General features: G+C 63.7%; 24 protein-coding genes. 11 read left to right on the forward strand and 13 right to left on the reverse strand.

Annotated features, from left to right (window positions below):
* Positions 1-3: 3 nt before the first annotated feature.
* The 4 genes from A5752_RS03620 to A5752_RS03635 are packed head-to-tail and all read right to left on the reverse strand — an operon-like array spanning position 4 to position 4,008.
* Complete coding sequence (locus A5752_RS03620; RefSeq protein ID WP_067082188.1) at positions 4-1,053, reverse strand: acyl-CoA dehydrogenase family protein; 1,050 nt, start codon at positions 1,051-1,053, stop codon at positions 4-6.
* A complete protein-coding gene (locus tag A5752_RS03625; protein WP_067082191.1) occupies positions 1,043-2,236 on the reverse strand; it encodes an acyl-CoA dehydrogenase family protein in 1,194 nt (397 codons plus the stop codon). Before A5752_RS03625 ends, A5752_RS03620 begins: the two co-directional genes overlap by 11 nt.
* Complete coding sequence (locus tag A5752_RS03630) at positions 2,233-3,552, reverse strand: amidohydrolase family protein (protein ID WP_067082194.1); 1,320 nt, start codon at positions 3,550-3,552, stop codon at positions 2,233-2,235. The genes A5752_RS03625 and A5752_RS03630 overlap by 4 nt, the downstream gene beginning before the upstream one ends.
* Positions 3,553-3,591: 39 nt before the next feature.
* On the reverse strand, positions 3,592-4,008 hold the full coding sequence (locus tag A5752_RS03635) for an SRPBCC family protein (protein ID WP_067082197.1): 417 nt from the start codon (positions 4,006-4,008) through the stop codon (positions 3,592-3,594).
* Between the two features lie 87 nt (positions 4,009-4,095).
* Between A5752_RS03635 and A5752_RS03640 the strand changes: the two genes are divergently transcribed.
* From A5752_RS03640 to A5752_RS03665, 6 genes are all read left to right on the forward strand, one after another.
* Entirely contained in the window at positions 4,096-4,992 is an 897-nt protein-coding gene (locus A5752_RS03640; RefSeq protein WP_067082294.1) for an enoyl-CoA hydratase/isomerase family protein, read from the forward strand.
* A 68-nt stretch (positions 4,993-5,060) separates the two neighbouring features.
* A complete protein-coding gene (locus A5752_RS03645) occupies positions 5,061-5,966 on the forward strand; it encodes an SDR family NAD(P)-dependent oxidoreductase (RefSeq protein ID WP_067082200.1) in 906 nt (301 codons plus the stop codon).
* Between the two features lie 16 nt (positions 5,967-5,982).
* Complete coding sequence (locus tag A5752_RS03650) at positions 5,983-7,365, forward strand: aromatic ring-hydroxylating oxygenase subunit alpha (protein ID WP_067082297.1); 1,383 nt, start codon at positions 5,983-5,985, stop codon at positions 7,363-7,365.
* Positions 7,362-7,784 (forward strand): Zn-ribbon domain-containing OB-fold protein, encoded by a 423-nt coding sequence (locus tag A5752_RS03655; protein ID WP_067082202.1) that lies wholly within the window; start codon positions 7,362-7,364, stop codon positions 7,782-7,784. Before A5752_RS03650 ends, A5752_RS03655 begins: the two co-directional genes overlap by 4 nt.
* Positions 7,784-8,959 (forward strand): thiolase family protein, encoded by a 1,176-nt coding sequence (locus tag A5752_RS03660; protein ID WP_067082205.1) that lies wholly within the window; start codon positions 7,784-7,786, stop codon positions 8,957-8,959. The genes A5752_RS03655 and A5752_RS03660 overlap by 1 nt, the downstream gene beginning before the upstream one ends.
* Positions 8,960-8,988: 29 nt before the next feature.
* Complete coding sequence (locus tag A5752_RS03665) at positions 8,989-9,399, forward strand: nuclear transport factor 2 family protein (protein ID WP_286159381.1); 411 nt, start codon at positions 8,989-8,991, stop codon at positions 9,397-9,399.
* Between the two features lie 16 nt (positions 9,400-9,415).
* On the opposite strand, the gene A5752_RS03670 is transcribed toward A5752_RS03665, so the two are convergent.
* The 7 genes from A5752_RS03670 to A5752_RS03700 are packed head-to-tail and all read right to left on the reverse strand — an operon-like array spanning position 9,416 to position 18,197.
* Entirely contained in the window at positions 9,416-11,137 is a 1,722-nt protein-coding gene (locus tag A5752_RS03670) for an MCE family protein (RefSeq protein ID WP_067082211.1), read from the reverse strand.
* On the reverse strand, positions 11,137-12,327 hold the full coding sequence (locus tag A5752_RS03675; protein ID WP_067082213.1) for an MCE family protein: 1,191 nt from the start codon (positions 12,325-12,327) through the stop codon (positions 11,137-11,139). Before A5752_RS03675 ends, A5752_RS03670 begins: the two co-directional genes overlap by 1 nt.
* Complete coding sequence (locus tag A5752_RS03680; RefSeq protein ID WP_067082216.1) at positions 12,324-13,652, reverse strand: MCE family protein; 1,329 nt, start codon at positions 13,650-13,652, stop codon at positions 12,324-12,326. The genes A5752_RS03675 and A5752_RS03680 overlap by 4 nt, the downstream gene beginning before the upstream one ends.
* Positions 13,649-14,719: an MCE family protein gene (locus tag A5752_RS03685; RefSeq protein ID WP_067082219.1), complete on the reverse strand. Its 1,071-nt coding sequence runs from the start codon at positions 14,717-14,719 to the stop codon at positions 13,649-13,651. The genes A5752_RS03680 and A5752_RS03685 overlap by 4 nt, the downstream gene beginning before the upstream one ends.
* Entirely contained in the window at positions 14,709-15,740 is a 1,032-nt protein-coding gene (locus A5752_RS03690; RefSeq protein ID WP_067082222.1) for an MCE family protein, read from the reverse strand. The genes A5752_RS03685 and A5752_RS03690 overlap by 11 nt, the downstream gene beginning before the upstream one ends.
* Positions 15,740-16,939: an MCE family protein gene (locus A5752_RS03695; protein ID WP_502686639.1), complete on the reverse strand. Its 1,200-nt coding sequence runs from the start codon at positions 16,937-16,939 to the stop codon at positions 15,740-15,742. The genes A5752_RS03690 and A5752_RS03695 overlap by 1 nt, the downstream gene beginning before the upstream one ends.
* 43 nt (positions 16,940-16,982) lie before the next feature.
* Positions 16,983-18,197: a cytochrome P450 gene (locus A5752_RS03700; RefSeq protein WP_067082225.1), complete on the reverse strand. Its 1,215-nt coding sequence runs from the start codon at positions 18,195-18,197 to the stop codon at positions 16,983-16,985.
* A gap of 193 nt (positions 18,198-18,390) precedes the next feature.
* On the opposite strand from A5752_RS03700, the gene A5752_RS03705 reads away from it, so the two are divergent.
* The gene (locus A5752_RS03705; protein ID WP_067082228.1) at positions 18,391-18,954 is read left to right on the forward strand and encodes a TetR/AcrR family transcriptional regulator; all 564 of its coding nucleotides are present in this window, start codon (positions 18,391-18,393) and stop codon (positions 18,952-18,954) included.
* Between the two features lie 210 nt (positions 18,955-19,164).
* Here the strand turns inward: A5752_RS03705 and A5752_RS03710 are convergent, their stop codons facing one another.
* Both A5752_RS03710 and A5752_RS03715 read right to left on the reverse strand, forming a co-directional pair.
* On the reverse strand, positions 19,165-19,782 hold the full coding sequence (locus A5752_RS03710) for a TetR/AcrR family transcriptional regulator (RefSeq protein WP_067082231.1): 618 nt from the start codon (positions 19,780-19,782) through the stop codon (positions 19,165-19,167).
* Complete coding sequence (locus tag A5752_RS03715; RefSeq protein ID WP_067082234.1) at positions 19,775-21,022, reverse strand: cytochrome P450; 1,248 nt, start codon at positions 21,020-21,022, stop codon at positions 19,775-19,777. Before A5752_RS03715 ends, A5752_RS03710 begins: the two co-directional genes overlap by 8 nt.
* Before the next feature lie 238 nt (positions 21,023-21,260).
* Between A5752_RS03715 and A5752_RS27875 the strand changes: the two genes are divergently transcribed.
* From A5752_RS27875 to A5752_RS03735, 4 genes are all read left to right on the forward strand, one after another.
* Complete coding sequence (locus tag A5752_RS27875) at positions 21,261-21,449, forward strand: hypothetical protein (protein ID WP_067082237.1); 189 nt, start codon at positions 21,261-21,263, stop codon at positions 21,447-21,449.
* Positions 21,450-21,482: 33 nt separating this feature from the next.
* Positions 21,483-21,686, forward strand: a complete 204-nt coding sequence (locus A5752_RS27880; RefSeq protein ID WP_067082240.1) for a hypothetical protein — start codon at positions 21,483-21,485, stop codon at positions 21,684-21,686.
* Positions 21,687-21,702: 16 nt separating this feature from the next.
* Positions 21,703-22,206, forward strand: coding sequence for a DUF2505 domain-containing protein (locus A5752_RS03730; protein ID WP_067082244.1), 504 nt, complete (start codon positions 21,703-21,705; stop codon positions 22,204-22,206).
* Positions 22,207-22,339: 133 nt separating this feature from the next.
* Positions 22,340-22,591, forward strand: a complete 252-nt coding sequence (locus A5752_RS03735; RefSeq protein WP_067082247.1) for a hypothetical protein — start codon at positions 22,340-22,342, stop codon at positions 22,589-22,591.
* The last annotated feature ends 47 nt before the right edge of the window (positions 22,592-22,638 follow it).

Raw genomic sequence — 22,638 nt, forward strand, 5'->3', positions numbered from 1 at the left:
GTGTCAGCCGCGCGTGGCCAGCCAATCGGTGATCGCCTCGCGATGGGCTGCGCGTGACCCCATGGATGCGGCCAGGGTCGCCGCGCGGCGCAGGAACACGTGAGCCTCGTGCTCCCAGGTATAGGCGATGCCGCCGAACACCTGCGTGGCTCCTTCTGGAACGGCGCGTAACGCGTCGAGGGCCCAGAACACCGCCAACGAGACCAATGCGCTTGCATCCGGATGGCCTTGATCGCAAGCGTCGGCGGCCCGGTTGACAAGTGCACGGCCCACCTCGATCGCCGATCGCTGGTCGACAAGGCGGTGTTTGATGGCCTGGAACGCACCGATCGGCCGGTCGAAAGCCACGCGGACCTTCGCGTATTCGGTTGCGGCGGCGTTGGCGGCCGCGGCAACACCGACCAGTTCGGCGACCAGCCCGACGCGCCAGCGCATCACCGTTTCGCGATAGCGGCGCGCAGTTCCAGGACCGTCGGCAATAGCGCGGATCGGCGCATCGTCGAGCGTGACGAGCGCGGCGGGAGTGTGATCGAGCGGCGTCAGCGGTGTCCGGGTGACGCCCGGCCCGGAGGCGTCGACAATGCCGAGCACCGACGACTCGTCGGCTTCGGCAAGGACGGTGAAGCGGGCGGCGACACCGCCGTAGGGAACGAAACCGAATGTGCCCGAGACTGTCTCACCCGTGAGTGCTGCGGGTTCGGGTAACACGACGGCGACTCCGTCGACGCAGTTGCTCTCGCACCACGCCGCGGCCGCCGTGGCGGCCAGCGGCAGGGGAGCCGCGACGAATCCGGCCGACTCGCTCAACACGGCCAGTTCGCGCACGGTTCCGCCTGCGCCGCCGCGGTCTTCCGCTACCAGCACGTCCGGCCAGCCCAGGTCGCGGACAGTGTTCCACAAGATCTCGTCGAACGCCGACCCGTCCAGCAGCGAGCGAGTGCGTTCCACCGACCAGGCCTGGCGCATGATGTCGTGCGCCGATTGGTGTAGCGCGGCGATTTCGGCTGCTGTATCGGCGATCTCGGCGAGCGAGACGGTGATGTCAGGGGTCACGGGGCAGCCCCAGGAGTCGTTCGGCGATGACGTTGCGTTGGATTTCCGACGTTCCGGCACCGAAGGTGGCCGCCCGCATCAGCAGATAGCTCGTGGCGACGTTGCCCTTCTTGGCGGCCCCGGCCGATCCGCGTTCCAGCACGCCGGACGGCCCGGCCAGTTCGAGCCCGAACGTGGCCATCGACTGGTCCACCTCCGACGTCAGCAGTTTGGCGACAGACGCTTCCGGCCCCGGGCTGACCCCGCGCACGCCGGCGGCGGTGGCCTGTGCGGCGATCTGGCGCAGCGCCTCGACCTGCGCCACGTACCGGGCGATTCGGTCGGCGACATAGGAGTCGGCAAAGCCCCTGTCGGTCAGGGCGTTCGGTTTCTGTGCCATCTTGACCAAGATGTCGAGTCGGCGCTCTATCCGATGCGTGCGGCTTTGGCCGACCCGCTCGTAGCCCAGCGTCGACTTCGCGACCTTCCATCCGCCGTGCAGCGGTCCGACGACGTTGGCGAGCGGTACCCGCACCGCGTCGAAGAACACCTCGTTGAACTCCGCGGCGCCGGTGATCTGACGTATCGGGCGGACCTCGATGCCGGGTGAGGCCAGGTCGGCCAGGATGAAGCTGATCCCGTCTCGCTTCTCGGCGCTCGGATCGGTCCGAGCCAGCAGATAGATCCAGTTCGCGTAGGAGGCCTTCGATGTCCAGATCTTCTGCCCGGTGATGACCAGTTCGTCGCCGTCGATGACAGCCCTGGTTCTCAGGGCTGCGAGATCGCTGCCGGCATCGGGTTCTGAAAAGCCCTGACACCAGACATCTTCCGCCGACAAGATTCGGGGCAGATAGCGCTCTCGTTGCTCGTCGCTACCCCATTGGATGATCGTCGGGCCGAGTTGATTGATGGCGCTGCGGTTGATCGGCTCCGGGGCGCGGGCAGCGGCCATCTCCGCGCTGAAGATGAGCTGCTGTGTCGGCGTCGCGGCGCGTCCGCCGTGCTCCGTCGGCCAGGAGATCGCCGCCAGTCCCGCAGCGTGCAGTCGACTCTGCCACATCCGCATCCGATCGAGGCGAGTGGTCTCGCCGCCGTCCCGGTCGAGCAGGTCGGGAGTCAGCGACGAGGACAGGAAGGCGCGAACCTCGTCGCGGAACGCACGATCCGCGTCGGTGAGGGCTACACCGTAGTCGCGTTCGGTCACGTGCCGCCGCGGATGATCGACGCCATCCGCTCCTTCATCTCGCCGTAGGTGATCGCGGTGGTGCCGGCCTTGGGTGCGCGGCCCGCATCGACCTTCGGCGCCGACAGGTCGAGACCGGCGATCTTCTCCCGCAGTGCGCCCACCGTGCAGTTTTGCCGTCCGAGACGCTCGACACCGTCATAGCCGTAGGCGCGCGCGGCATTTCGCCAGGTGATCGCCTCGACCTCGTCGGGCGAACATCCGTCGAGTTGCGTCGCAAGTTGCTCGGGCGCATCCGGCCAGCTGCTGTCTGAGTGTGGGTAGTCCATCTCCCAGCAGATGGTCTCGGTCCCGATCCGCTCGCGCATCTCGATCCCGACGCGATCGCGGATGAAGCACGACATGAAGTTGCGTCGAAAGACGTCCGTCGGGGTCAGACCTTCACCGAGATCGTCACCGGTCCACGCACGCTGCCGGGAGTAGATGTCCTCGAACCGCTCGAGCAGGAACGGAATCCATCCGATGCCGCCTTCGGAGAGGGCGAACTTGATGGTCGGAAAATTGACGACGACGGGGGAGAACAGCAGGTCCGCGGTGAACCTCATGGTATCGATCGCCAGCATGGAGTTGTACGCGAGGTAGGTGGTCTGGTCCGACGGGACAGGGACGCCGCCGCCGGTGCCGATGTGGATGTTGACGACCGTTTCGTGTTCGCACACCGCTTCCCACAGCGGGTCCCACCGTGGGTCCTGCCATGGTGGCTGGCCGTAGCTCCCGATGTGCTGAGGCACGGTTACGGCACGACATCCGTTCGCGGCGAGGCGCGCGACTTCGCCTGCCGCGAGCACAGGGTCCCACAGCGGGAGGATTCCCATCGGGATGAATCTGTCCGGATGCCGACCGCACCAGTCCTCGATGTGCCAGTCGTTGTACGCGCGGACCATCACCTCGGAGATGTCTCGCTCCCCGCGGTAGGTGAACAGCGCTCCGGAGATGGTGGGGAACGAGGGAAAGCAGAGCGACGCCAGCACACCCGCCGCGTTCATGTCGTCGACCCGGGCGCCGACGTCGTAGCAGCCTTTGCGCATGTCCTCGAAGCGTGACGGTTCGAAGCCCCATTCGTCATTGGGCCGGCCCGCCACGGCGTTGAGTCCGATGTTGGGCATCTGCAGCCCCGCGTACTCCCAGTAGCACACACCGTCGTTGTCCTGCACGATCTTTGGGGCATCGTCGGCGAATCGAGCTGGGACCCGGCCCTTGAACATGTCGGGAGGTTCGACGGTGTGGTCGTCGACGCTGATGAGCACGAGGTCCAGGGGGTCGATCACCGGCAACATTCTAGACTAATGAACAGATGCTGTATATCTGTTCCAAGACTACGTGGCGATGTTGGTCGCCGCGGTCGCCAGCCAGTCGGCCATCATCCCGTAAACCAGTTCGATACTCTCCCGCGCACTCGCGTCGTCGGCGGATGGTTCGTACTCCACCTCCCAGCCGACCCGGCAGTCGCGGCCTTCGGATTCGGTTACCGACACGACGGCTTCGAAGTGGCTGACCGGCAGCGGGTTGTTGGTGATCCGGTAGGCGATCTGTCTCTGCGCAGGCCGAATCCACAGCAGCGTCTCGACCGTCGGCTCACCCTCGGTGGAGCCGCGGATCTTGCGGCTCATGCCCGGACCGTCACCCTCGACCTCGACGTCGTTGATCACCGGTATCCACCGGACATCGGCGAAGTCGGCGAGTATCGCCCACACCGCCTCGGCGCTTGCCGCGACGTCCTTGCTGATAGTCATCGTCGGCACGTGGCGACCCTATCATCTATGTAACAATAGAGCGGAATATGTTCAGATGTACAATCTGCTGCGTGGAATCGGGGTGTGGTGAGCGCTGACGATGGGACCGCGGGCGATATCGAGGTCGACGAGAACTGGGTCCGCTACGACGTCATCGAACGGCACATTGCGCAGATCACGATCAGCAGGCCTGACAGGCGCAACGCGATCCTGTCGCCCGATATGCACACGCTTTTCAAGAAACATCTCGACGAAGCCGAGAACGACGACGATGTAAAGGTCGTCATTTTGGCCGCTGACGGCAAGGACTTCTGTAGCGGTGACGACGTTCGCAGGCTCCCCGTCGAAAAGGCCGGCCTGGCAAAGGGCAAGAAGCTGCCCCAGACAGCCCGGATGGGCAACGCGCGCAGGCTGCACCGCCACCTCGCGAACTGGCTGGAGTTTCCGAAGACAGTGATCGCCGCATGCCAGGGTGCGACCTTGGGGGCGGGGATGAACCTCGCCCTTGCCGCCGACATCCTGGTCGTCGCGGACGACATGTACCTGGCGCGCCCGCAGGCCCGTATCGGCTTCGCCGGATTCTCGACCGCGATGCCGCTGGCCCTGCTCAAGCTCGGGCCGAACCGCGGTTATGAGGCCATGATCACGGGGCGCAAGGTCCCCGCCGCCGAGCTGCGCGAGTGGGGAGTCGCCGCGTCGGTGGTTCCCGCCGAACGGCTGCACGACGAGGCGCTGCGGTATGCCCGCGCCATCGCCCACCATTCGGCGGACGGGCTGATGGTCGGCAAGCACGCACTCATCACGTTCTGGCACGCGGTCGGCATGGCGCAGTTCGGCGACTGGGTTCCCATGGCGCACAGCGTGTTCAGCAACCTGTCCTGGCGTGAGGACGAGTTCAACTTCATGAAGGAGCGGGCGGCCAGAGGCGGCCGGGAGGCACTTGCGGAGCTAGAGCGCCGATACTCGGAATGGGGTTTCGACTAGTATACAGATATACACACAGTGTTCTACTGTCTTGTATGATGCCGGAGAGCGCTTGTTAAGGAGCGGGTATGGGTGCACTGGACGGACGGACGGCGCTGGTCACCGGCGCGGGTCGCGGTATCGGAGCTGCCGTGGCCGACGGGCTGGCGGCAGAAGGAGCGACCGTCCTGGTCTCCGACGCAGGTGTGGGAGTCGATGGCACCGGTCGTGACCCGGGGCCGGCAGAGGCGGTGGCCGCGGCCATCAACGCACAGGGTGGCAAGGCCTTCTCCGACACCACCGACATCACGGACTTCTGCGCCTGCGCCGACTTGATCGGCCGCGCCGCCGACACCCTCGGCGGGCTCGACGTAGTGGTGAACGCCGCGGGCATTCTGCGCGACGGCATGGTCTTCAAGATGAGCGAGGAGGACTGGGATGCCGTCGTCGCCGTCCACCTGAAGGGGACGTTCAACATCAGCCGACATGCGGCCGGATGGTGGCGGGAGAACCGCGGCGGCCAGTACCGGTTGATCAACTTCACGTCGATGTCCGGTTTGCAGGGCGCGCCGAGCCAGCCGAACTATGCGGCCGCGAAGATGGGCATCGTCGGCCTCACGTTCTCCTGCGCCAACGCCCTGCGCAACTACGGTGTCACGTCGAACGCGATCGCTCCGATCGCCGGAACGCGAATGACGCAGGGCATCAAGGGCGGTGGCAGCATGGACTACTCCGATTCGAATGTGCGGTTGTCGCCGAAGAACTGCGTGCCGCCGGTGGCGTATCTGGCGAGCGTGCAGTCGGATTGGCTGAATCGCCGCGTGATCTTCGCCGGGAACGGCCGGATCAGTTTGATGTCGAATCCGGTGATCGAGCGCGAAATCGTCTCGGCCACGGGAACGTGGGACATCCCCAGCGCGTTCGCCGAGATCGAAACGTCATTCAAAGAGGCGATCCTGTGGCCCAACATCTTCGACAAGCCGCCTGCCGGCTGACGAGACAGAGGTGACGATGACCGACGTGGCGACCCGGCGTGTGCCGGAGAAGTATGCGTGTGGGGAAACGTTCGTCCCGAAGAGCCGTTACCTCGACCCGGAGTTCCTCCAGCTCGAACTCGACAGGCTGTTCACCCGGGTTTGGCAGGCCGCGTGCCGCGAGGAAGAGATCCCCGACCCGGGCTCCTATTACGAGTACACCATCGGTCGGCAGTCGATCGTCGTTGTGCGCCAGAAGGATCGCAGCATCAAGGCGTTCTACAACGCGTGCGCACATCGCGGGATGAAGATCGTGCGGGGGACCGGCACGGCTGTCGAGGGGGATCTGCGGTGTGAGTTCCATGGGTGGCGCTACGCGCTCGACGGCCGTTCGTCGTTCGTCCCGTGCAGAGAGGAGTTCGCCTCCCGGCCGCGGGATCAGTGGGGGCTGAAATCCGTCAACGTGGGTACATGGGGTGGCTGGGTGTTCATCAGCATGGCCGACGACCCGCCTGACCTCCTGTCGTGGCTGGACCCGCTGCCTACTGCACTGGCGCCGTTTCGCCTGCAGGACATGCGTTACCGCTGGCGTAAGCGGACGTTTCTGCCGGCCAACTACAAGACCGTCATCGATGCCTTCATCGAGGGCTACCACACGCCGGGCACACACCCGCAGACGTTGCGGGCTGCTCAGGGTCCCCGGCCGAGCACCGAACCGGCACTGCCTCAGGAGTACGTCTACGCGCCGTACACGCCGACGATCGCCTACCGCAACCACTCGCGGTTCATCTACACACAGCGGCCGGAGACGGCCGAGCGTGACAGTGCTCGCCGGAAGCAGTCCTCGCGGCCGGAGGTGTTCGCCAACGCTATGCAGTACAACTTCCTCGGGGTGAACGCGCTGGTCACCGAGCGCGACTATCGCGCCGCGCAGCAGCTGGCAACGATGGAGCCCAGTGAAACTCCGCCATTTGTCCTCTACCACAAGATGTGTGAGGAACTGGCGCTGGCCGACGGCGTCGATTTCCCGCGGATGTCGATGGAGGAGTATTTCGCCGGAAACGGCGACTGGCACATCTTTCCCACGCTCGTGATCCTCGTTGAGAAATCGTGTCTGCTCGGGTACCGGATGCTGCCCGACGCCGACGATCCGAACAGGTGCACGTTCGAGATGTTCTCGCTCGAGCACTTCGCACCCGGCGAAGTGCCCGAAGCCGGTTGGCAGGAGTTCGAGCGCTGGCAGGACCATGACGGCTGGGGAGAGTTGCCGACTCAGGACCTGAAGAACATCGGTGCCATCCACGCGGGCATGCACTCAAAGGGCTTCGACGGCCTCTGGCTGAACACCGCTCAGGAGATGTCGATCCGCAACGAGCACGCGATCGCCGACCGGTTCATCTTCGGCGTCGACGAGCGGTGAGCGAGACCACACCGGATCAGCCGATTCCGCTGCTGTCGGAGGTGAATCGGCCGTACTGGACTTCGGGCGCCGACGGGCGGTTTCGTCTGCAGCGCTGTTCGAGTTGCGAGCGTCTGGTTCACCCACCGGCCGTGCGCTGCCCGCATGACCACGGCGAGCTCGGATACGTCGCGCTCAGCGGCCGGGGACGCGTCGAGACGTGGACCGTGAATCAACACCCGTTCTTCCCGAGTTTTCCGCCGCCGTACATCATCGCGTTCGTCACACCCGTCGAGGACGAGCGCGTCCGAGTCCTGACGAACCTCGTGAACGTCGAGCCCGACGATGTCACCGCGGGCTTACCGGTACGCGTCACGTTCGATCCACGCAGTGACGGTGACGACGACGTGTTCGTACCGCTGTTCGAACCGGATCTCTGATGGCCTCGCCGCTCACCGACGACGTCATCATCAGTGGCATCGGTCAATCTGCTATCGGCAGGCGACTGGGTCGGGATGCACTGCGGCTCACCGCCGACGCCTGCCTGGCCGCCGTCGAAGACGCAGGACTCACGCTCGCCGACATCGACGGGCTGACCACGTACCCGGGGGCGTCGCAGGCCGGCCCGGGGTTCTCCGGCGCTTCTCTGCGCGATATCCACGACGCCCTCGGCATCAAACCGAATTGGGTGGCAGGAGGAGTGGAATCGCCCGGACAGTTGGGTGCCGTTGTCGACGCGATGCTCGCCGTTGCGGGCGGCCTCGCCAACCATGTGCTGTGCTGGCGCAGCATCTGGGAGGGCACGGCCCAGGGCTCAGGGCGTCGCCAGGGCTACGGGGCGCGCGACGGCCGCCCGGCCGGAATACTGGTATGGCAGTTGCCTTTTGGCGCCACCGCCGCCAATCTCGCCGCAATGCAGATTCGAGCCCGGATGATCCGCTACGGGCTGACGCGCGAACAACTCGCCTCTGTTGCGATCGCCGAACGCGCCAACGCGCGGAGGAACCCGTCGGCGATCTACACCGACCCATTGGATCTGCAGACTTACCTGAACGCGCGCATGGTGTCCGAGCCGTTGTGCATGTACGACTGTGACATCGCCTGTGACGGAGCGACCGCCTTCGTCATCTCGCGGGGCGAACACGCACGAGCACTGGACCATCACGCGGTTACGGTCGAGTCACTGGACTGCGCTCATCACGACCGGTTCACCTGGGAGGGCGGGGACGACATCACTCGGATCAGTTCGCGTTGGTCAACCATCTGGGACCGAACGGATTTCACTGTGGGCGATGTCGATTACGCCTCGTTGTACGACGGGTTCAGCGTGTTCGTACTGTGTTGGTTGGAAGATTTCGGCTTCTGCAAGGTGGGCGAGTCCGGCGAGTTCATTGCCGACCCGGCACGCATCTCGCTCGGCGGTGACCTGCCGATCAACACCGCGGGCGGCCAATTATCCGGAGGCCGGCTGCACGGGTTCGGTCACCTGTACGAGGCGTGTCTGCAGATCCGGGCCGAGGCAGACGGCCGGCAGGTCGACGACGTATCGCTGGCAGCGGTCGGAGTCGGAGCCGCTAACAGCGGAACTACGGCCATGCTGCTCCGACCGGCCTGAACATCACTTCGTCCAATGGAGGAGCCATTGTGCAAATCGACCTAGAGACTTGTTTCGAATTGGAGCAGGCCAAATCGAGATACTGCCGGCTGATGGACACCAAGGACTGGGCCGGATTGGCCGAGCTGATGGCCGAAGACATCGTCTTCGATCTAGGAGGCGGCGATGACGTGCCGCCGATCGTCGGACGCGACGCCACGCTTGCGGCAGTGCAGGCGTCTGTGACAGATGCGGTCACGGTCCATCAGGTGCACAGCCCGGAGTTTCACCTCGACGAGGATGGGGCCCGCGTGATCTGGGCGGCTCAAGAGCGAGTGAAGTGGAACAACGGGACGGGGTTGACTGCCTACGGTCATTACCATGACCGATGGGTCCGGCGCGACGGGGAGTGGCGTATCGCGGAACTTCGGCTCACCCACCTTCTCATCGATGTCGACTGAGGGGGTCTCGCTGTCGTCAACTGAGGCGGGGGTAGGTCATGAGGTCCACCCAGTTCTCTGCTGTGGATGTTCGAGATGAGCCACTGGCGTACAGGCTGATTCCGGAATACGGGTCGAGAAACCCACCGGTTGTCGGATCGTAGGTTGTCACGGCGGCACGGCCCGCCTGTGGTTGGCTTGTTCCCGACAATCCGGCCTCAGCCGGCAACGGTGCGTTCTCGCTCGCGGGTGGCGTTGCGCCGCCAGGATTTGCAGGAGTGGGTGGCGCAGACGGCCGAACGTATGGCGGGATCACCTGGTCAGGCGGCGCCTGAAATGGTAGAGGCGGTGGAGGTGGTCCGGGGGTCACGGGCGGGACCTGCGTCGGATACGGCGCGGTGAGCGCCGGCCCCGGCCCGGGCGGCACACCTGGCGGAAGCTGCACGGCGGGAGGCCCGGGATCGTAGTCCGCTTGCGGCGGAATGTACGGATACTTGTTCTGCGGCAGAGTCATTCGTGGATCGGTCACCGGTGTTCCCACCGGCACCGGCGGTCCGCGCCACGGGTTGCTCCCCAACGGTACATAACCCCGCGGATCGCGGCAGAGTTGCACCGTCGGCGCCCTTTTGCCGGGGAATTCCTGGCAGGGGTAGTTGCGTGCGCCGCGAACGACTGTTGGATCGTTCTGCGGGACCTTGCAGTACATGTCTTTCGGGACATCGCGAAGCGTGGTGTCGGCGGGCGAGCGTATGTCGGACGGAGGTACGAACCCGGTGATGCAGGGCGGTGGATCACCGAAATTCAGCTTGAAGTCCGCTTTGGCGCCCTCGTCTGCCGGGTACTGATTCGCGATTGTGATGACCGCCGCGGCAAGGGCCGGCATGATCACCAGCACCTGTTCGATCGACTTGTGGTAGATGACGCCAACACGGCCGGCGTTGGCGAGGTTCGCAGCCAGCACCGGAAACGTGGGACGGATGCCTTCGAAGAGAGCGGTCGCTTCGTCGGCAGCGCCTGGGGCCGACTGCAGAACTGCGCGTATCTCGGGGTCGGCTTCACGAAGATGAGTCGTGAGGCGTGCCAGGCCATCTGCAACCGATCTGATGTTCTGCCCGGACGCACGCTGGGCGTCGAGCAGCGGCTGAGATTGTTCGAGGAGTTGAATTGTCTCGCTGGACGTGTTGTCGGCTTCTTCGATCAGCGACCGTGACGATTCGATGAGCCGGGCGAGCTCGGGACCCGACCCGTCGAAAGCGGTGAATGCCTCCCTCAGTACGTCGCGCAACCGGCTTCGATCAAGCGAATCGACCAGGCTTTGCGCCTCGCGCAGCAGGCTGGCGATGTCGCCGCTGATGTGCGTTCGGGCACGGTCGATGTGCCCATCATTTTCCAGAGAATCCGTCGACGCGTTCGGCGGCGGCACAAGATCGACGTATAGCTCGCCGATCGCCGACACGCTCTTGACGTAGGCGTCGACGTCGTCGGGGATTTTCGTAGTGTCCTCGATTCGCATCTCGACCCGAACATCGTTGTCACGGGTCAGTGATACGGATTTGACCTTGCCGACGGTCGTTCCGCGGTAGGCGACGTTTGCATTGGGATACAGACCTCCACTGGCCGCGAAGTTGGCCGTCACGGTGTAGGTCCCGAGGCCGAACGCCTTCGGCAACTGCACGTAGAACACTGCGATCACGAACACGCTGACGAGCGCGACCAGGGAGAAGATGGTCAGTTGCAGGCGGACGAGTGGAGTGAGCATCAGGGTTGGCCGGCCGACTGTGGATCGGGAGGATTCAGGGGCGGGATTTTGAAGGGATCGGCAGCCTGCCCGGACAACGACGATGTCGCTCCGACAAGGTAATCGGGTACCGAGATGACTTCGGAGAGGCGCTTCATGTTGGGATCGAGCGTGCTCGTCGTGAAGAAGTTCTCGCCCATTCGCCGCAGGGTGAGGTCAAACGTCGCGAAGACGTTGAGGAAGTCACCCCTGACCGCCCGCTTCAGTCCGTCGTTGAGCGGTATCGGAAATGCCGGCAGGATCGGCAATGCGTCGACGAGCGTTTCGGCGTTGTCGCTGAGGGCCTTGACCACGGCGAAGGCGTGGATGAGGTCAGCGGCGAAATCCGTTTTCGTCTGAGCCAACAGCGGGGCGGCGATGTCCGCGAGTCGCTTCAGGGCCGCGAAAGCATCGACGATTCGTTGGCCGTTGTCCTTGAGTACCCGCGTCGCCGACGGGAGTGCCTCCAGTGCCCGCTCGATCTTGTCGGTACCGCCGGCGAGTCGACCTGCAAAGTGGTTGACCTTCTCCATCGCCGTAGCGATGTCGCCGGCCTGGGCATCCAACCCCGCGGCCAATTCGGCGAGCCGTGGCAGGAACGCGGTGAACTGACCGGCGCGCCCGACAACGGCAGCATACGTCTCGTCTGTAATATCCTGCAGTACACCAAGATTACCGTTGTTGACGACGATGGCCAGCGAAGACAGGACATCTTCGGTGCTCGGATAATTCCCGGCCTTTTCAATGCCGATCCTAGAATTCGGGCCCAGCGAGCCTACGGGCCGTTCGGAGATGGGCTCGGCCAGCTCCAAATGCCGCGAGCCCAGGAGCGATGTTTGCGCGACGGTCGCGGTGGCGTTGGCGGGCAGATGCACCGAACCGTCGAGGGAGAGCTGGACCAGCGCATAGAACGTACCGTCGTCACGCTGCATAGGCTTGACACCCGACACACTGCCGACGGTCACGTCGTCCACCTTGACGGGGGAGTTCTGTGGCAGCGACGAAATATCGGGTAGCTCGACAGATACCGTGAACGAGCCTTCGCCGTGACCTGCGGTGCCGGGCATGTTCAGTGAGTTCAGCCCGTTGAATTGACATGCCGAGAGCGCCACCGCGAGTGATGCGATCGCCGTCGCTTGCCGCGCCGATTTGCGGAGATGCACGTTGATCATCTGCCGGCTCCTGTCTGTCCGTCCGGCCGGTGTGGCGCAATCGGTGCGTCCGGGACCATGAGCGAACTCAGATCGGCCTCGGGCGGAATGGACGGTGGGGTCACGCCGGGCAGCGGTTGCCATTGAAGTTGCGCAATCGGGGTCTGCGCCTTCGCCTCCGTTTGCGGTGTGTCATAGATGATCTGCCCCTTGTACGCCGTGATGCTGGTGATTGGACGGAAGAGGAACGGTGGATAGTTCATCTGAAGCCGCTTGACCACCGGCGCCATTCGCTGGCGGCAGATCTCTGCGCGCTTGTAATTCTCCGGCGTCTCGGAGGTCTCGAACATCCCCGCGCACATGAGCTGAACTGGGTTGCCGAAGTTGGGCAGTGTCACGATGCCGTTCAGCGAGGCCTGGGCTGGATTGTAGATGTTGTAGAAGTTGGCTAGCGCCGTCGGCGCGAGGTGCAGAACTTGTTCGATGTCGTCGCTGCGTTCGGTGAGCAGACTGGTGAAGTCGGCGAGCCGATCGATCTGGCCGATCAATGCATCGTTGTTGTCCTTGAGCAGCCCCCGGACGTCGGAGAGCGCACTGTTCAGTGAGCCGAGAGCTTGATCGATGTCGCGGGAATTGTCCGCGAGCACCTGAGAGACCGAGGCGACATGTGACGTGAACGCCACGATCTGTTCATTGCTCTTCGAGAGGGCGTCCACGACGATGCGCAGGTTCTTCACGGTGTCGAAGATGTCGGTACGGGAATCCCCGAGACGCCCTGCCACTTGCGATAATTCACGGACCGCACTCCTGAATGATTCGCCCGAACCGTCGAAAGTATCTGCGGCTTGGTTGATCAACTCGCTCAGTGGGCCCTGCGCCGAGCCTGGTCTGGGTCCAAGTTGTGCCGACAATTTGGTCAGCTCATCTTTGACCTGATCCCATTCGATCGGTACCGCTGTCCGATCGAGTCCGACGACCGCGTTGTCGGACAGGGTCGGGCCGCCGTCGTAGATCGGCGCGAATTCCACGAACCGAGCGGAGACCAGATTCGGCGAAACTATCAGGGCGGCGGCATCGCCCGGAACGGGAATCCTTGAGTCGACACTCATTGCCACCCTGGTGTGCTCCGGGCCCGGTTCGATTCCGGTGACCCGGCCGACGGTGACCCCGGCGACCTTCACCTCGTCGCCGACGTACAAACCCACTGCCGAGGAGAACAAGCCGGTGATGTTCCGTTGCTGCGTGCGCGGCCACACTGTGTACACCCCGGCGACAAGCGTCATGGTCAGCACGGCTATGAGCACAGCCCGAGGCCATCGTCGGGGGCGGTTGAGTCCGATCGTCATGGCGTTCTCGGCCTGATCACGAGTCGCTCTCGAATGAATCCGCGAAGCATGTCGGCGAGACTGTCGGGCAGCTTGCCCGGCTGGAAGTAGGTGTCCAACAGCACGCCGGCAACGGCAGGAGTCGGCACGCCCCAGATGTTGACGGAAAAGCCCGGTCCGGACCCCACAACTTCACCCAATGTGGTGGAAAAGGCAGGGAGCCGTTTGAGCGCTTCGTCGAGGTGGGCGCGGCGGGCGTTCAGATTCTCGAGTACGAGGTTGAGCTTGACCAGTGCGGGACCGAATTCACGACGGTTGTCCGCGACGAACCCCGATATCTGCCTCGACACATCGCCGATCCCCGCGACGAGCGAGGCGAGCGCGGTGCGCTGTTCACTGAGCTCGGCGAACAGCTCATTACCGTCGGTGATCAGCTGATTCAGTTCGCGTGAGCGAGTGGCGAGGATGGTGGACAGCGATTTCGTGTGAGTCAACAACTGGGCGAGGTCTTCGTCGCGGGCGTTGATGCTGCGGGAGAGCGCCGCCACGCCGTCGAGCGCGCTGCGCAGCTGGGGGGTGGCATCGCGCATCGTCGCGGTCAGAGTTTCAAGCGCGCTTTCGAAGGCGTCGGTGTCCAGCTCGGCTGCGGAGTTGCCCAGGTCCTGCAACGCGTCGGGCAAGGTGTACGGGGTCGTCGTGCGTCCGAGCGGCACGGTGTCGACCGAACCTGCACCACCCGGGGTGACCGCCAGAATCCGTTGGCCGAGAATGGTATCGGTCTTGATCGCCACCAGCGTCTGGTCGCCGAGGCGTAGATCGCGGTCGACGGTGAAAAGCACCTTTGCGGCGCGGGCGCTCAGGTCGAGGTCGACCGAGGTCACCTTGCCGACGTTGTAACCGTAGATCTGCACATCGCTTCCACTGGTGACTCCGGCGGCGTTTGTGAAGTACGCGGTGTAGACCTTTCCCTGTGGCATGAAGGGCAGTGTGGAGTAACCGAATGAGACGAGCACCAGCAGTATCACGAGAATGATTCCGAAAATGCCTGTGCGTAACGGGTTCCGGCGACCCCGCTCCTCAACCGCCATCGGAGCACCGTCCCTTTGACGGATCCGACGGCCCGAGCAGCGGAATCAAGATGTCGCTCCCTGCCGGACCGTTTATCTTGATCTTCACTGCGCAGAAGAAGATGTTGAAAAACGCGCCGTACTGACCGAGCGCGCTGAGTCGCAGGTAGTTCTCGGCGAGTGGCTCGATCACGGCATTCACCTCCTCTTTCCGATCATCAAGAACGGTCGCCAACGGACGCGCGTGCTCGATCACCCCCTGCAACGGACGCCGCGACGAGATCAACAGGTCGGTGAGGTCGGCCTGTGCGGAGGCAAGCGGCTGGATCGCCCCCGCAATCGGGTCGCGCCCGGCCGACAATGTCGTGGTCAGTTGCTGCAATTGATCGATACTCGTGTCTAGTTGTGCCCCTTTGTCATCGATCGAAGTGAGTACGGTGTTGAGGTTGTCGATGACATCACCGATCAACTGGTCGCGTCCCGCCAGCGTCCGGGTGAACGAGTCGGTATCCGACAGGACCTTGGCCAAGGTGCCGCCGTTGCCTTGGAGTAATTCGACGATCGCGTTGCTGACCTCGTTGACCTTGCTCGCGTCGAGGCCTTTGAGGACCGGACGCAAACCGCCCAGTAGAGCGTCGAGATCCACTGCCGGTACGGTGTGCGAGCGCGGTATGGTACCGCCGGGCGCCAGCGGCCGTAGTTCCCCTGAGCCAGTGCTGATTTCGAGGTAGCGGTTGCCGACGAGGTCCTCATATCGAATCGCCGCGCGGGTCGAGCTGTATATCCGATACTCTTTGTCGATCTCGAACTCGACGTCGACATGGTCGCCGTTGATAGCGATGTCGATAACGGACCCGACGGGAATGCCTGCCACGCGCACGTCCTGGCCGGGCTTCAGGCGTGAGACAGAGTCGAACTCTGCACGGTAGGACACCGCTGAACCGAAACGGAACTTTCCGAAGGTCATTACGAGAAGGCCGAGGACGAGCAGCATCACAACGGTGAATGCTGCAACTTTCAGCCCGAGCCGGTCCTTGGGCATCAGTAGTCATCTCGCTCGGCATAGGCGCCGTTGAACAGAAACTGGAAGGTTGACAGCGGATCGAATTGGAGTTCGGTATTGGGCTGATACGGAATATATGCGTTGTCCGTCACCAGAAACGGCGGCCGGAACCACGATCCGTTCTTCATCTTCCCGGGCAGATTCGGCAGTCCCCGGCAATTGGGACCGCCGGATGCGTTGACGATGGGAAGGCTCTCGGGGTACGTGTACGGCGCCACGCCTGGGATGAAGAAGGCATTCATGAAGACCCCGGGTACGGTGCCTCCCCAAGCGGGAGTGAATTCTTTGAGTGTGGTCGCCAAACCGGTTAGGAGGCAGCCTAATTGAGGTGAATAGTCGCCCAGGACCTTCAACGGGGCCCGCAATCGCTGGACCGCGGCGGTCAAGTCGCTCTGTGTGGGCCCGAGCACATCCGCTGCGCTGTTTCCCAGTCCGGCCGAGGCCATCAACGTCGTGGCCAGGTTCTCCTGTTGGTCGACGATGGTCTCGCTGAGGGGACCGGCGTTATCGAACAAGGTCAGGATGTCCGGCGCAGCTTCTGCATAGATATCGGCGACGTCGCCGACCTTTTGGATATCCGCCTGCAGGGTGGGCAGGTGCGAGTTGAACGTTCCCATGTAGTCGGTGAACGTCGAGATAGTGGTCCCGATGTCCCGTCCGTTTCCGCGTAACCCTTCGCCGATTGCCGTCATCGTCGCGTTGAGTTCGGTTGGATCGATCTTCTTCAGAGTGTCGACGAGCGTTTCGAAGAGGGTGTTGGCTTCTACGGCGACCTCGGCGGCACGCAGATGCGAATTGGCTGCAAGTGGGATTTTGTCGGGAGTCTGCGGGCTCAGGAACTCGACGGACTTCGCACCGAATACCGTGTTGCTCGCAATACGGACGGTGACGTTGGACGGGATGTATTCCATCTGATCGCGGCGAATCTTGAGTGTCAGTAGCGCCTGTGCACCGTCGTATTCGATCGAGGACACTTTTCCGACTTCAATTCCCAGGTACTTGACCTTGGCGTCGCGGTCCATCACGAGCCCGGCACGTGCCGAGGTCACTGTGACGGTGTCGACGGGAATGAACCTCCCCGAGTATGCGAGGTAAGTCAGCGACGAGATCGCCGCGAAGATGGCGGCCATGATGAGCGCCGCTATCCGCAGCGCTCTCTTGCGGTAGATCTTGATCAACGCCCTGCATCCTGCGCAGGATTCGGCGGGGGTTGAACCGTCGTCATTGGACTGCCAGTTCCAGACGTTCCAATCTGCGGACCAGAATGCTGGTCAGCCAATCTCCGATGTCGACAGCCTCGATCCATTCGGTCCGTTCGAGCAGCATGCGCAGGACGATCCGGGCCTCCAGCCTGGCAAGGGCTGCGCCCACGCAGAAATGAGCACCCTTGCCGAACGTGGCGTGCCCCTTGCCGCTGTCGCGGTCGAGCCGGAACTCGTGCGGTGAATCGAACTGCGCGGCATCGCGATTGGCTGCGCCCCACAACAGCAGCAGATGTGAGTTGGCGGGTAGGTCGACGCCGCCCAGCGTGGTGTCGTGCAGGACGTGGCGATAGTGGCCGCGGAATGGAGGCTCGTAGCGCAGCGTCTCCTCGATGAAGGGCACCAGGAGGTCGCGATCTTCGCGGACCTGTTTCTGTATGTCCGGTTGGCTCACGAGAATCCATGCGGCGCTGCCGAGCAGCGAGGCCGTGGATTCGCCGGCGGCGCTGAAGAGCGTGAGCATGATGCTCAAGGCGACCGGCTGTTCCACCTCGCCGGAGGCGCAGCGCGCAGCGAGATCGCTGATCAGTCCCGGTTGTGGATCGCTGGCCGCCGCTTCGAAATGTTCCAGGACGTAGCCGCCCAGTTCCATTGCGGCCAGACCGGCGGTTTCGAGTTGCTCCGGAGTGACGATCCCGTCGAGCAGCGTGGTGGTGGCGTATCCCAGCCTGATGAGTTTGTCCACATCATCGTGGGGCAAGCCGAGCAGCTGAGCGACCACCTTCATCGGAAGCCGGTTGGCTATGGCGCTCATCCATTCGATTCGCCCGTCATTCACCGACTCCGTCCACAGCTGGTGCGCGGTCTCCTCCGCGAACTTCTCGATCACCTGGACTCGCCGAGCCGACAGGTGCGGCAACAGAACCTTGCGATGCACGGCGTGTGCCGGATCGTCCGCGGTGGCGAGCGCGTGCGCCGGGTCGCCGAGCGGCATCATCGGGAACGGGTTCACCGCGCCGCTGTGGTCGTAGACCACGGTTGCGGTGAGATTCGAGGAGAAATCCTCCACCCGGTTGGTCGCCTCGACGAGCGCGTCCCAGCCGCAGACCGCGTAGAAATCGGACTCGCCGATGCGGTGTACCGGTGCTTCCGACCGCATCTGCTCATAAAGCGGGTATGGATCCTGAATGGCGGCATTTCCGAAGAATTGAGCAGGGTCGTCCAAGATCGCCACGGTCCTAGCGTTGGTCCTGTGGCCGAGGGCCGTCAACGGCGCCGAAGGAAGTTGACATGCTCCTCGCGGCGCGGTCGGGCAAGACCTTCTCACGGACGACCCCTGAGCTGCGCATTGCATGAGAGAATCGGCGCTGTTCTTCTCATCCTGAGAGATAGAGCCCCGAGGCTGCCAGCGGAGGAAGGCGCGCGGAATGGCCGGTACGGATTGGTTGGTCGGTCAAGACCGAGGTTCCGAGGCAACGAAGCGCATCCATGCCGCAGCCGCCGATCTGATCGCAAGGCGTGGATGGGAGGCATTCACCATCGATGCTTTGGCCGCGGAGGTGCACTGCTCGCCGGCCACGATCTACCGGCACGCCGGCGGTAAGACCGCGATCCGCGACGCTGTCGTCGGTATCCACGCGGCCCGCACCGTCGAAACAGTGCGCGAAGCGATCCGCGGACTCAAGGGTGCGGAGAGGGCGGTCGAGGCGACGGCGTTGGCGTTGAAGCGTGCCCGGTCCGACCCGTTGACCAAGGCGCTCCGCTCCGCCCATCCGCCCGCCGAAACAGACTGGCTGACGACGTCTGAGGTCATCGCGCGGTTTGCCGCCGAGATGCTTGGACTCGAGGATCCCGACCCCCTCGCGGAGCAGTGGCTGATTCGGGTTTTTCTGGCGCTCTGGAGTTGGCCCATGAAGGATCCCGACGCTGAGTACCAGATGCTGCGGCGATTCCTCGGTCCGCCGTACGGCGACGAGCGTAGCTCGCAGTGAACCGTCCTGCCGTTGAGGTCGCGCGTAGAAGCGTGGCCCGCCAGGACGAGGTCGCTTACCAATCGGATAGGAACTCTTTCGTTCGCGGGGCGTAGTCTGGCGCGGCAGCGATTACGCATCAAATACGTGGTCCCGCAAAGTTGCCTGAAGAGTCCGTTGCCTGACAGGGGCCGCAGCAATCTGCAGCGACGCCGCGTGAGCGACGCGGCTTTATGCGATCGCCGCCGCCACGCGCGGCATGAGGATCGCGGGTCCGAGCCAGCGCGCGATGAAGCGGCGCAACGCGACGCCGTCTCGTGGCGGTTGTCCGGGATCCAGTAGCAGCGAATGCATCGTCCGCAGCGCCAGTTCGGCAAGTTCATCCAGTGACGCCTCGTCGAAGCCGTGTAGCTCCCAGTCCACGTGGAACCGGTGAAGAATCGACCGACTGAAGCTCAAGGCGGTTTCCGAGGTCAGGGATGTGATCATTCCGCCGTCCCGGCGTTCGGTCAGCAAGTTCTCGAACTGGGGATCCCCAATCAAGTGCTCGACGGCATAGGCGACGCATTCGACCATCGCCGCAACCGGATCCTTCTGATCGCCAACATGTTCGGCCAGCCGGTCGATGAAGCCGTCCGCGGATCGCATCGCGCTGGCGATCAGCAGCGCGTCGGTTCCGGGGAAATAGCGGTAGACGGTCTGTCGGGTCACGCCGAGCCTTCGCGCGACGTCCGTGATCCGTAAGGACGATCCCCGCTCGGCGACGACTTCGTCTGCGGCGTCAAGGATTCTGGTGATCGCCTCCTCATCGGATGCGGGCGTGGCGCCCGCCCAGCCGTGGCTACGCACCCGTCACCGCGTCGACGTCGAATTCCATGGGGAGGCTTGTCGGTCCGGTCATGCCCAGCACCGGCTTCCACGGGGCCGGTCCCACCCGATGCAGCGTCGGGAGGCGTTGCGCCATGATCGCGAGCGCCTCCGCCAACTCGAGCCGCGCGAGGTTGGCACCCAGGCAGTAGTGCACTCCGCCCCCAAACGTCAAGATCGCCGGCGCGTCCTTGCGGGTGATGTCGAAACGGTCGGCATCGCCGTAGACCTTCGGGTCACGGTTCGCCGCGAACGTGTTCACCATGACGAACGTCCCTGCCGGAAAGAGGAATCCGTCGAACTCGACGTCTCGTGTGACCAAACGTGGTGTTCCGCACACAGCGGGGGAGTGACGCATGCTTTCCTCGACCGCGCGCATCGCCAGATCGGGGTCGTCGCGCAGCAGGGACCACTGGTCGGGATGCTCACACAGCACCTGTACCGAAGCCGCCAGTTGGTTTCTGGTGGTGTCTGTCCCGGCCATCAGCAGGCTGGCTGCGAGCATGCGGAGTTCGCTGCCGTTCAGCCGGTCACCGTCCTCTTCTGCGCGGATGAGTTCGGAGAGCAGATCTTCGGTGAGGCGGGTCCTGCGATCGGCGATCATGTCGTCGACGTACGCGTCCAGCTCGCCCCACGCACGCATGACGCCGGGCTCCTCGTCGACGAGGTTGGTGTCGATGCTGAACGCTTTGATGATGTCCGCCGCCCAGGTCGAGAACAACCGCCAGTCCTCACGAGGTGCCCCGAGCAGCGCGCAGATGATCGGAATCGGGTAGGGCTGGGCGATGTCGGTGACGACGTCACATTGGCCTGAGTCCGCGACGTTGTCGATGAGTTCGTTCACCACCGCCCCGATGGTCTCGTAGAGGCGGGATGTCGCGCGTGGGGTGAACGCTTTGGAGACCAGCTTGCGCAGGCGCTGGTGTTCGGCACCGTCCAGGCATAACAGGGTGGAGATGACTTTTTCGAACAGCGGACCCGAAGTGACCCCCTGGGCCATCAGGCTGATACCGGGCGGGATCTCGAACCGGGTGTCGCGCAGCACGGCCCTGGCCATGTCGTAGGACAGGATCTCTGGACCCACCGGACCGATCGCGACCTGGGCCTGCGATTGCGCCTGTCGCAGTAGGCCGAGGACCTCGTGCGGCGTGCTGGTGATGTCGTAGTCCAGCATCGGCAGTCCCGCATCGAAGACGTTCGAGTGCACGGTTTCGACGGTCACAGGAGCTCCTACACCGAGTCCGAGTTTACGCTCGCACGAAAATGTATGGCCATGAGGGCGCAGCTGTCAACGGTGCAGCTCTTCTTCGTGCGCATTCGGCGGCGCCGTTGAGATGCCGCCATACAACAGAGCGAAAACGTAACGTGAGCCGTCGGGAGCCAGATACGTCTCGTGCGCAACCATTGAGACGTACTGTCATCGGCACCCGGCCGGTAATCCGCACCGAACGCGAGTCCCGATGCCCGAGTCCGTCGAGCGCCTTACGGAGAGCAATCTGCTGAGCGTCTTTAACGAACGCGACGCCGAACGCCGCCGGGCCGCCATCGCGGACACCTACTCACCCGATGTCCGGTGGACCGACGACGAAGGGGTTTCGGTCTGTCACGCGGCGCTCGACGCGAAGGCCCTAGCGCTCCAGGACGGATAATTCGCTGGGCTGAGCTTTGCCAAAGCCGGTCCGGTGCACCAGAGTCGGGGATTCGGATATCTCGCCTGTCATGTCGTCGCGCCGGGGACCGAGGCGCCCATCGTGTCCGGATTCGACGTCGCACTCGTCGACGACGACCGCATCACCGATCTGTTCACCGTGATACATCGGCGCCGCAATGATCCGACAAGCTCACTTCGGCAGCAGCGTCAAGCGATCTTCTTTTTCGCCGAATGACGATAGCCTCTCTGGCATGCCAAAGTCGTTCGACTGCATCGTCGAATCTCCGGTCAGCGTTGAACAACTTCATGCCGTCTACCGCGAGCGGGACTATTGGGAGGCGCGGTTGGCACCTCACAAGGACGTTGTTGAACTCCGTTCATTCGACGTTGACGCGAGCGGGACTGTGCGCGCCACAGTCGTCCAGGACCTGAAAGACGCAGTTCTACCGCCTCCCTTCGGAAAGCTCTATCCCCGAGGTCTAGAACTCGTTCAAAGCGAGACGTGGGCCGTCGATCACGACGGGATAGTGCGCGGAGATATTCGCGTCAAGGCCCATGGTGCGCCAGGCTCTGGCCGCAGTTTCGTAGTGATCGCCCCGTCGCGCAACGGGGAACGCCTCGAATGCTCAGCAACCGTCCAAGTGAAAGTTCCACTCGTTGGGGGCAAACTCGAGAGCCTTCTCGGTCGGCAGATGATCGACCAGATTCCAGAGACACTGCGCTCTATCACTGAGTGGATCGAGAAGCGCACCTGACGGCGGCCGCATGGACGCCAAGCGAACGAAGCGGTCCGCAAACTGAAGATATTCACGAATTCCGTGTTCGGGTGCGGGCGGTCGTGGTTCACTGACTTCCTCGCTAATTCTTGACAGGCGTCAGGAGGAACCGGTGGCTGACCAAAGCGTCGACGATCGAGAGCAAGGCCACGACTCGGAGCTGGCGGTGGACGTGCGCGTGCGCGTCAACGCCGACACAGACGCCGAGACGCGCGGCGTCATCGTGGAGGATTTCGGCGAGATGACGGCCGTTGCCGTCGATATCGGCTCCAACCACATCGCCGATCCCGCCCGTCGATGGGCAGTGATGCTCGACGAGGGCACACTTCTGTTCGCCGACTCCGACCAGCTCACGCCCGAATAGTCCTGCCCACCTAGAACCGACCCGGCTCACGCCGGCGGCGGGGCCGG

The organism is Mycobacterium sp. 852002-51961_SCH5331710 (assembly GCF_001665535.1).
Taxonomy (GTDB): domain Bacteria; phylum Actinomycetota; class Actinomycetes; order Mycobacteriales; family Mycobacteriaceae; genus Mycobacterium.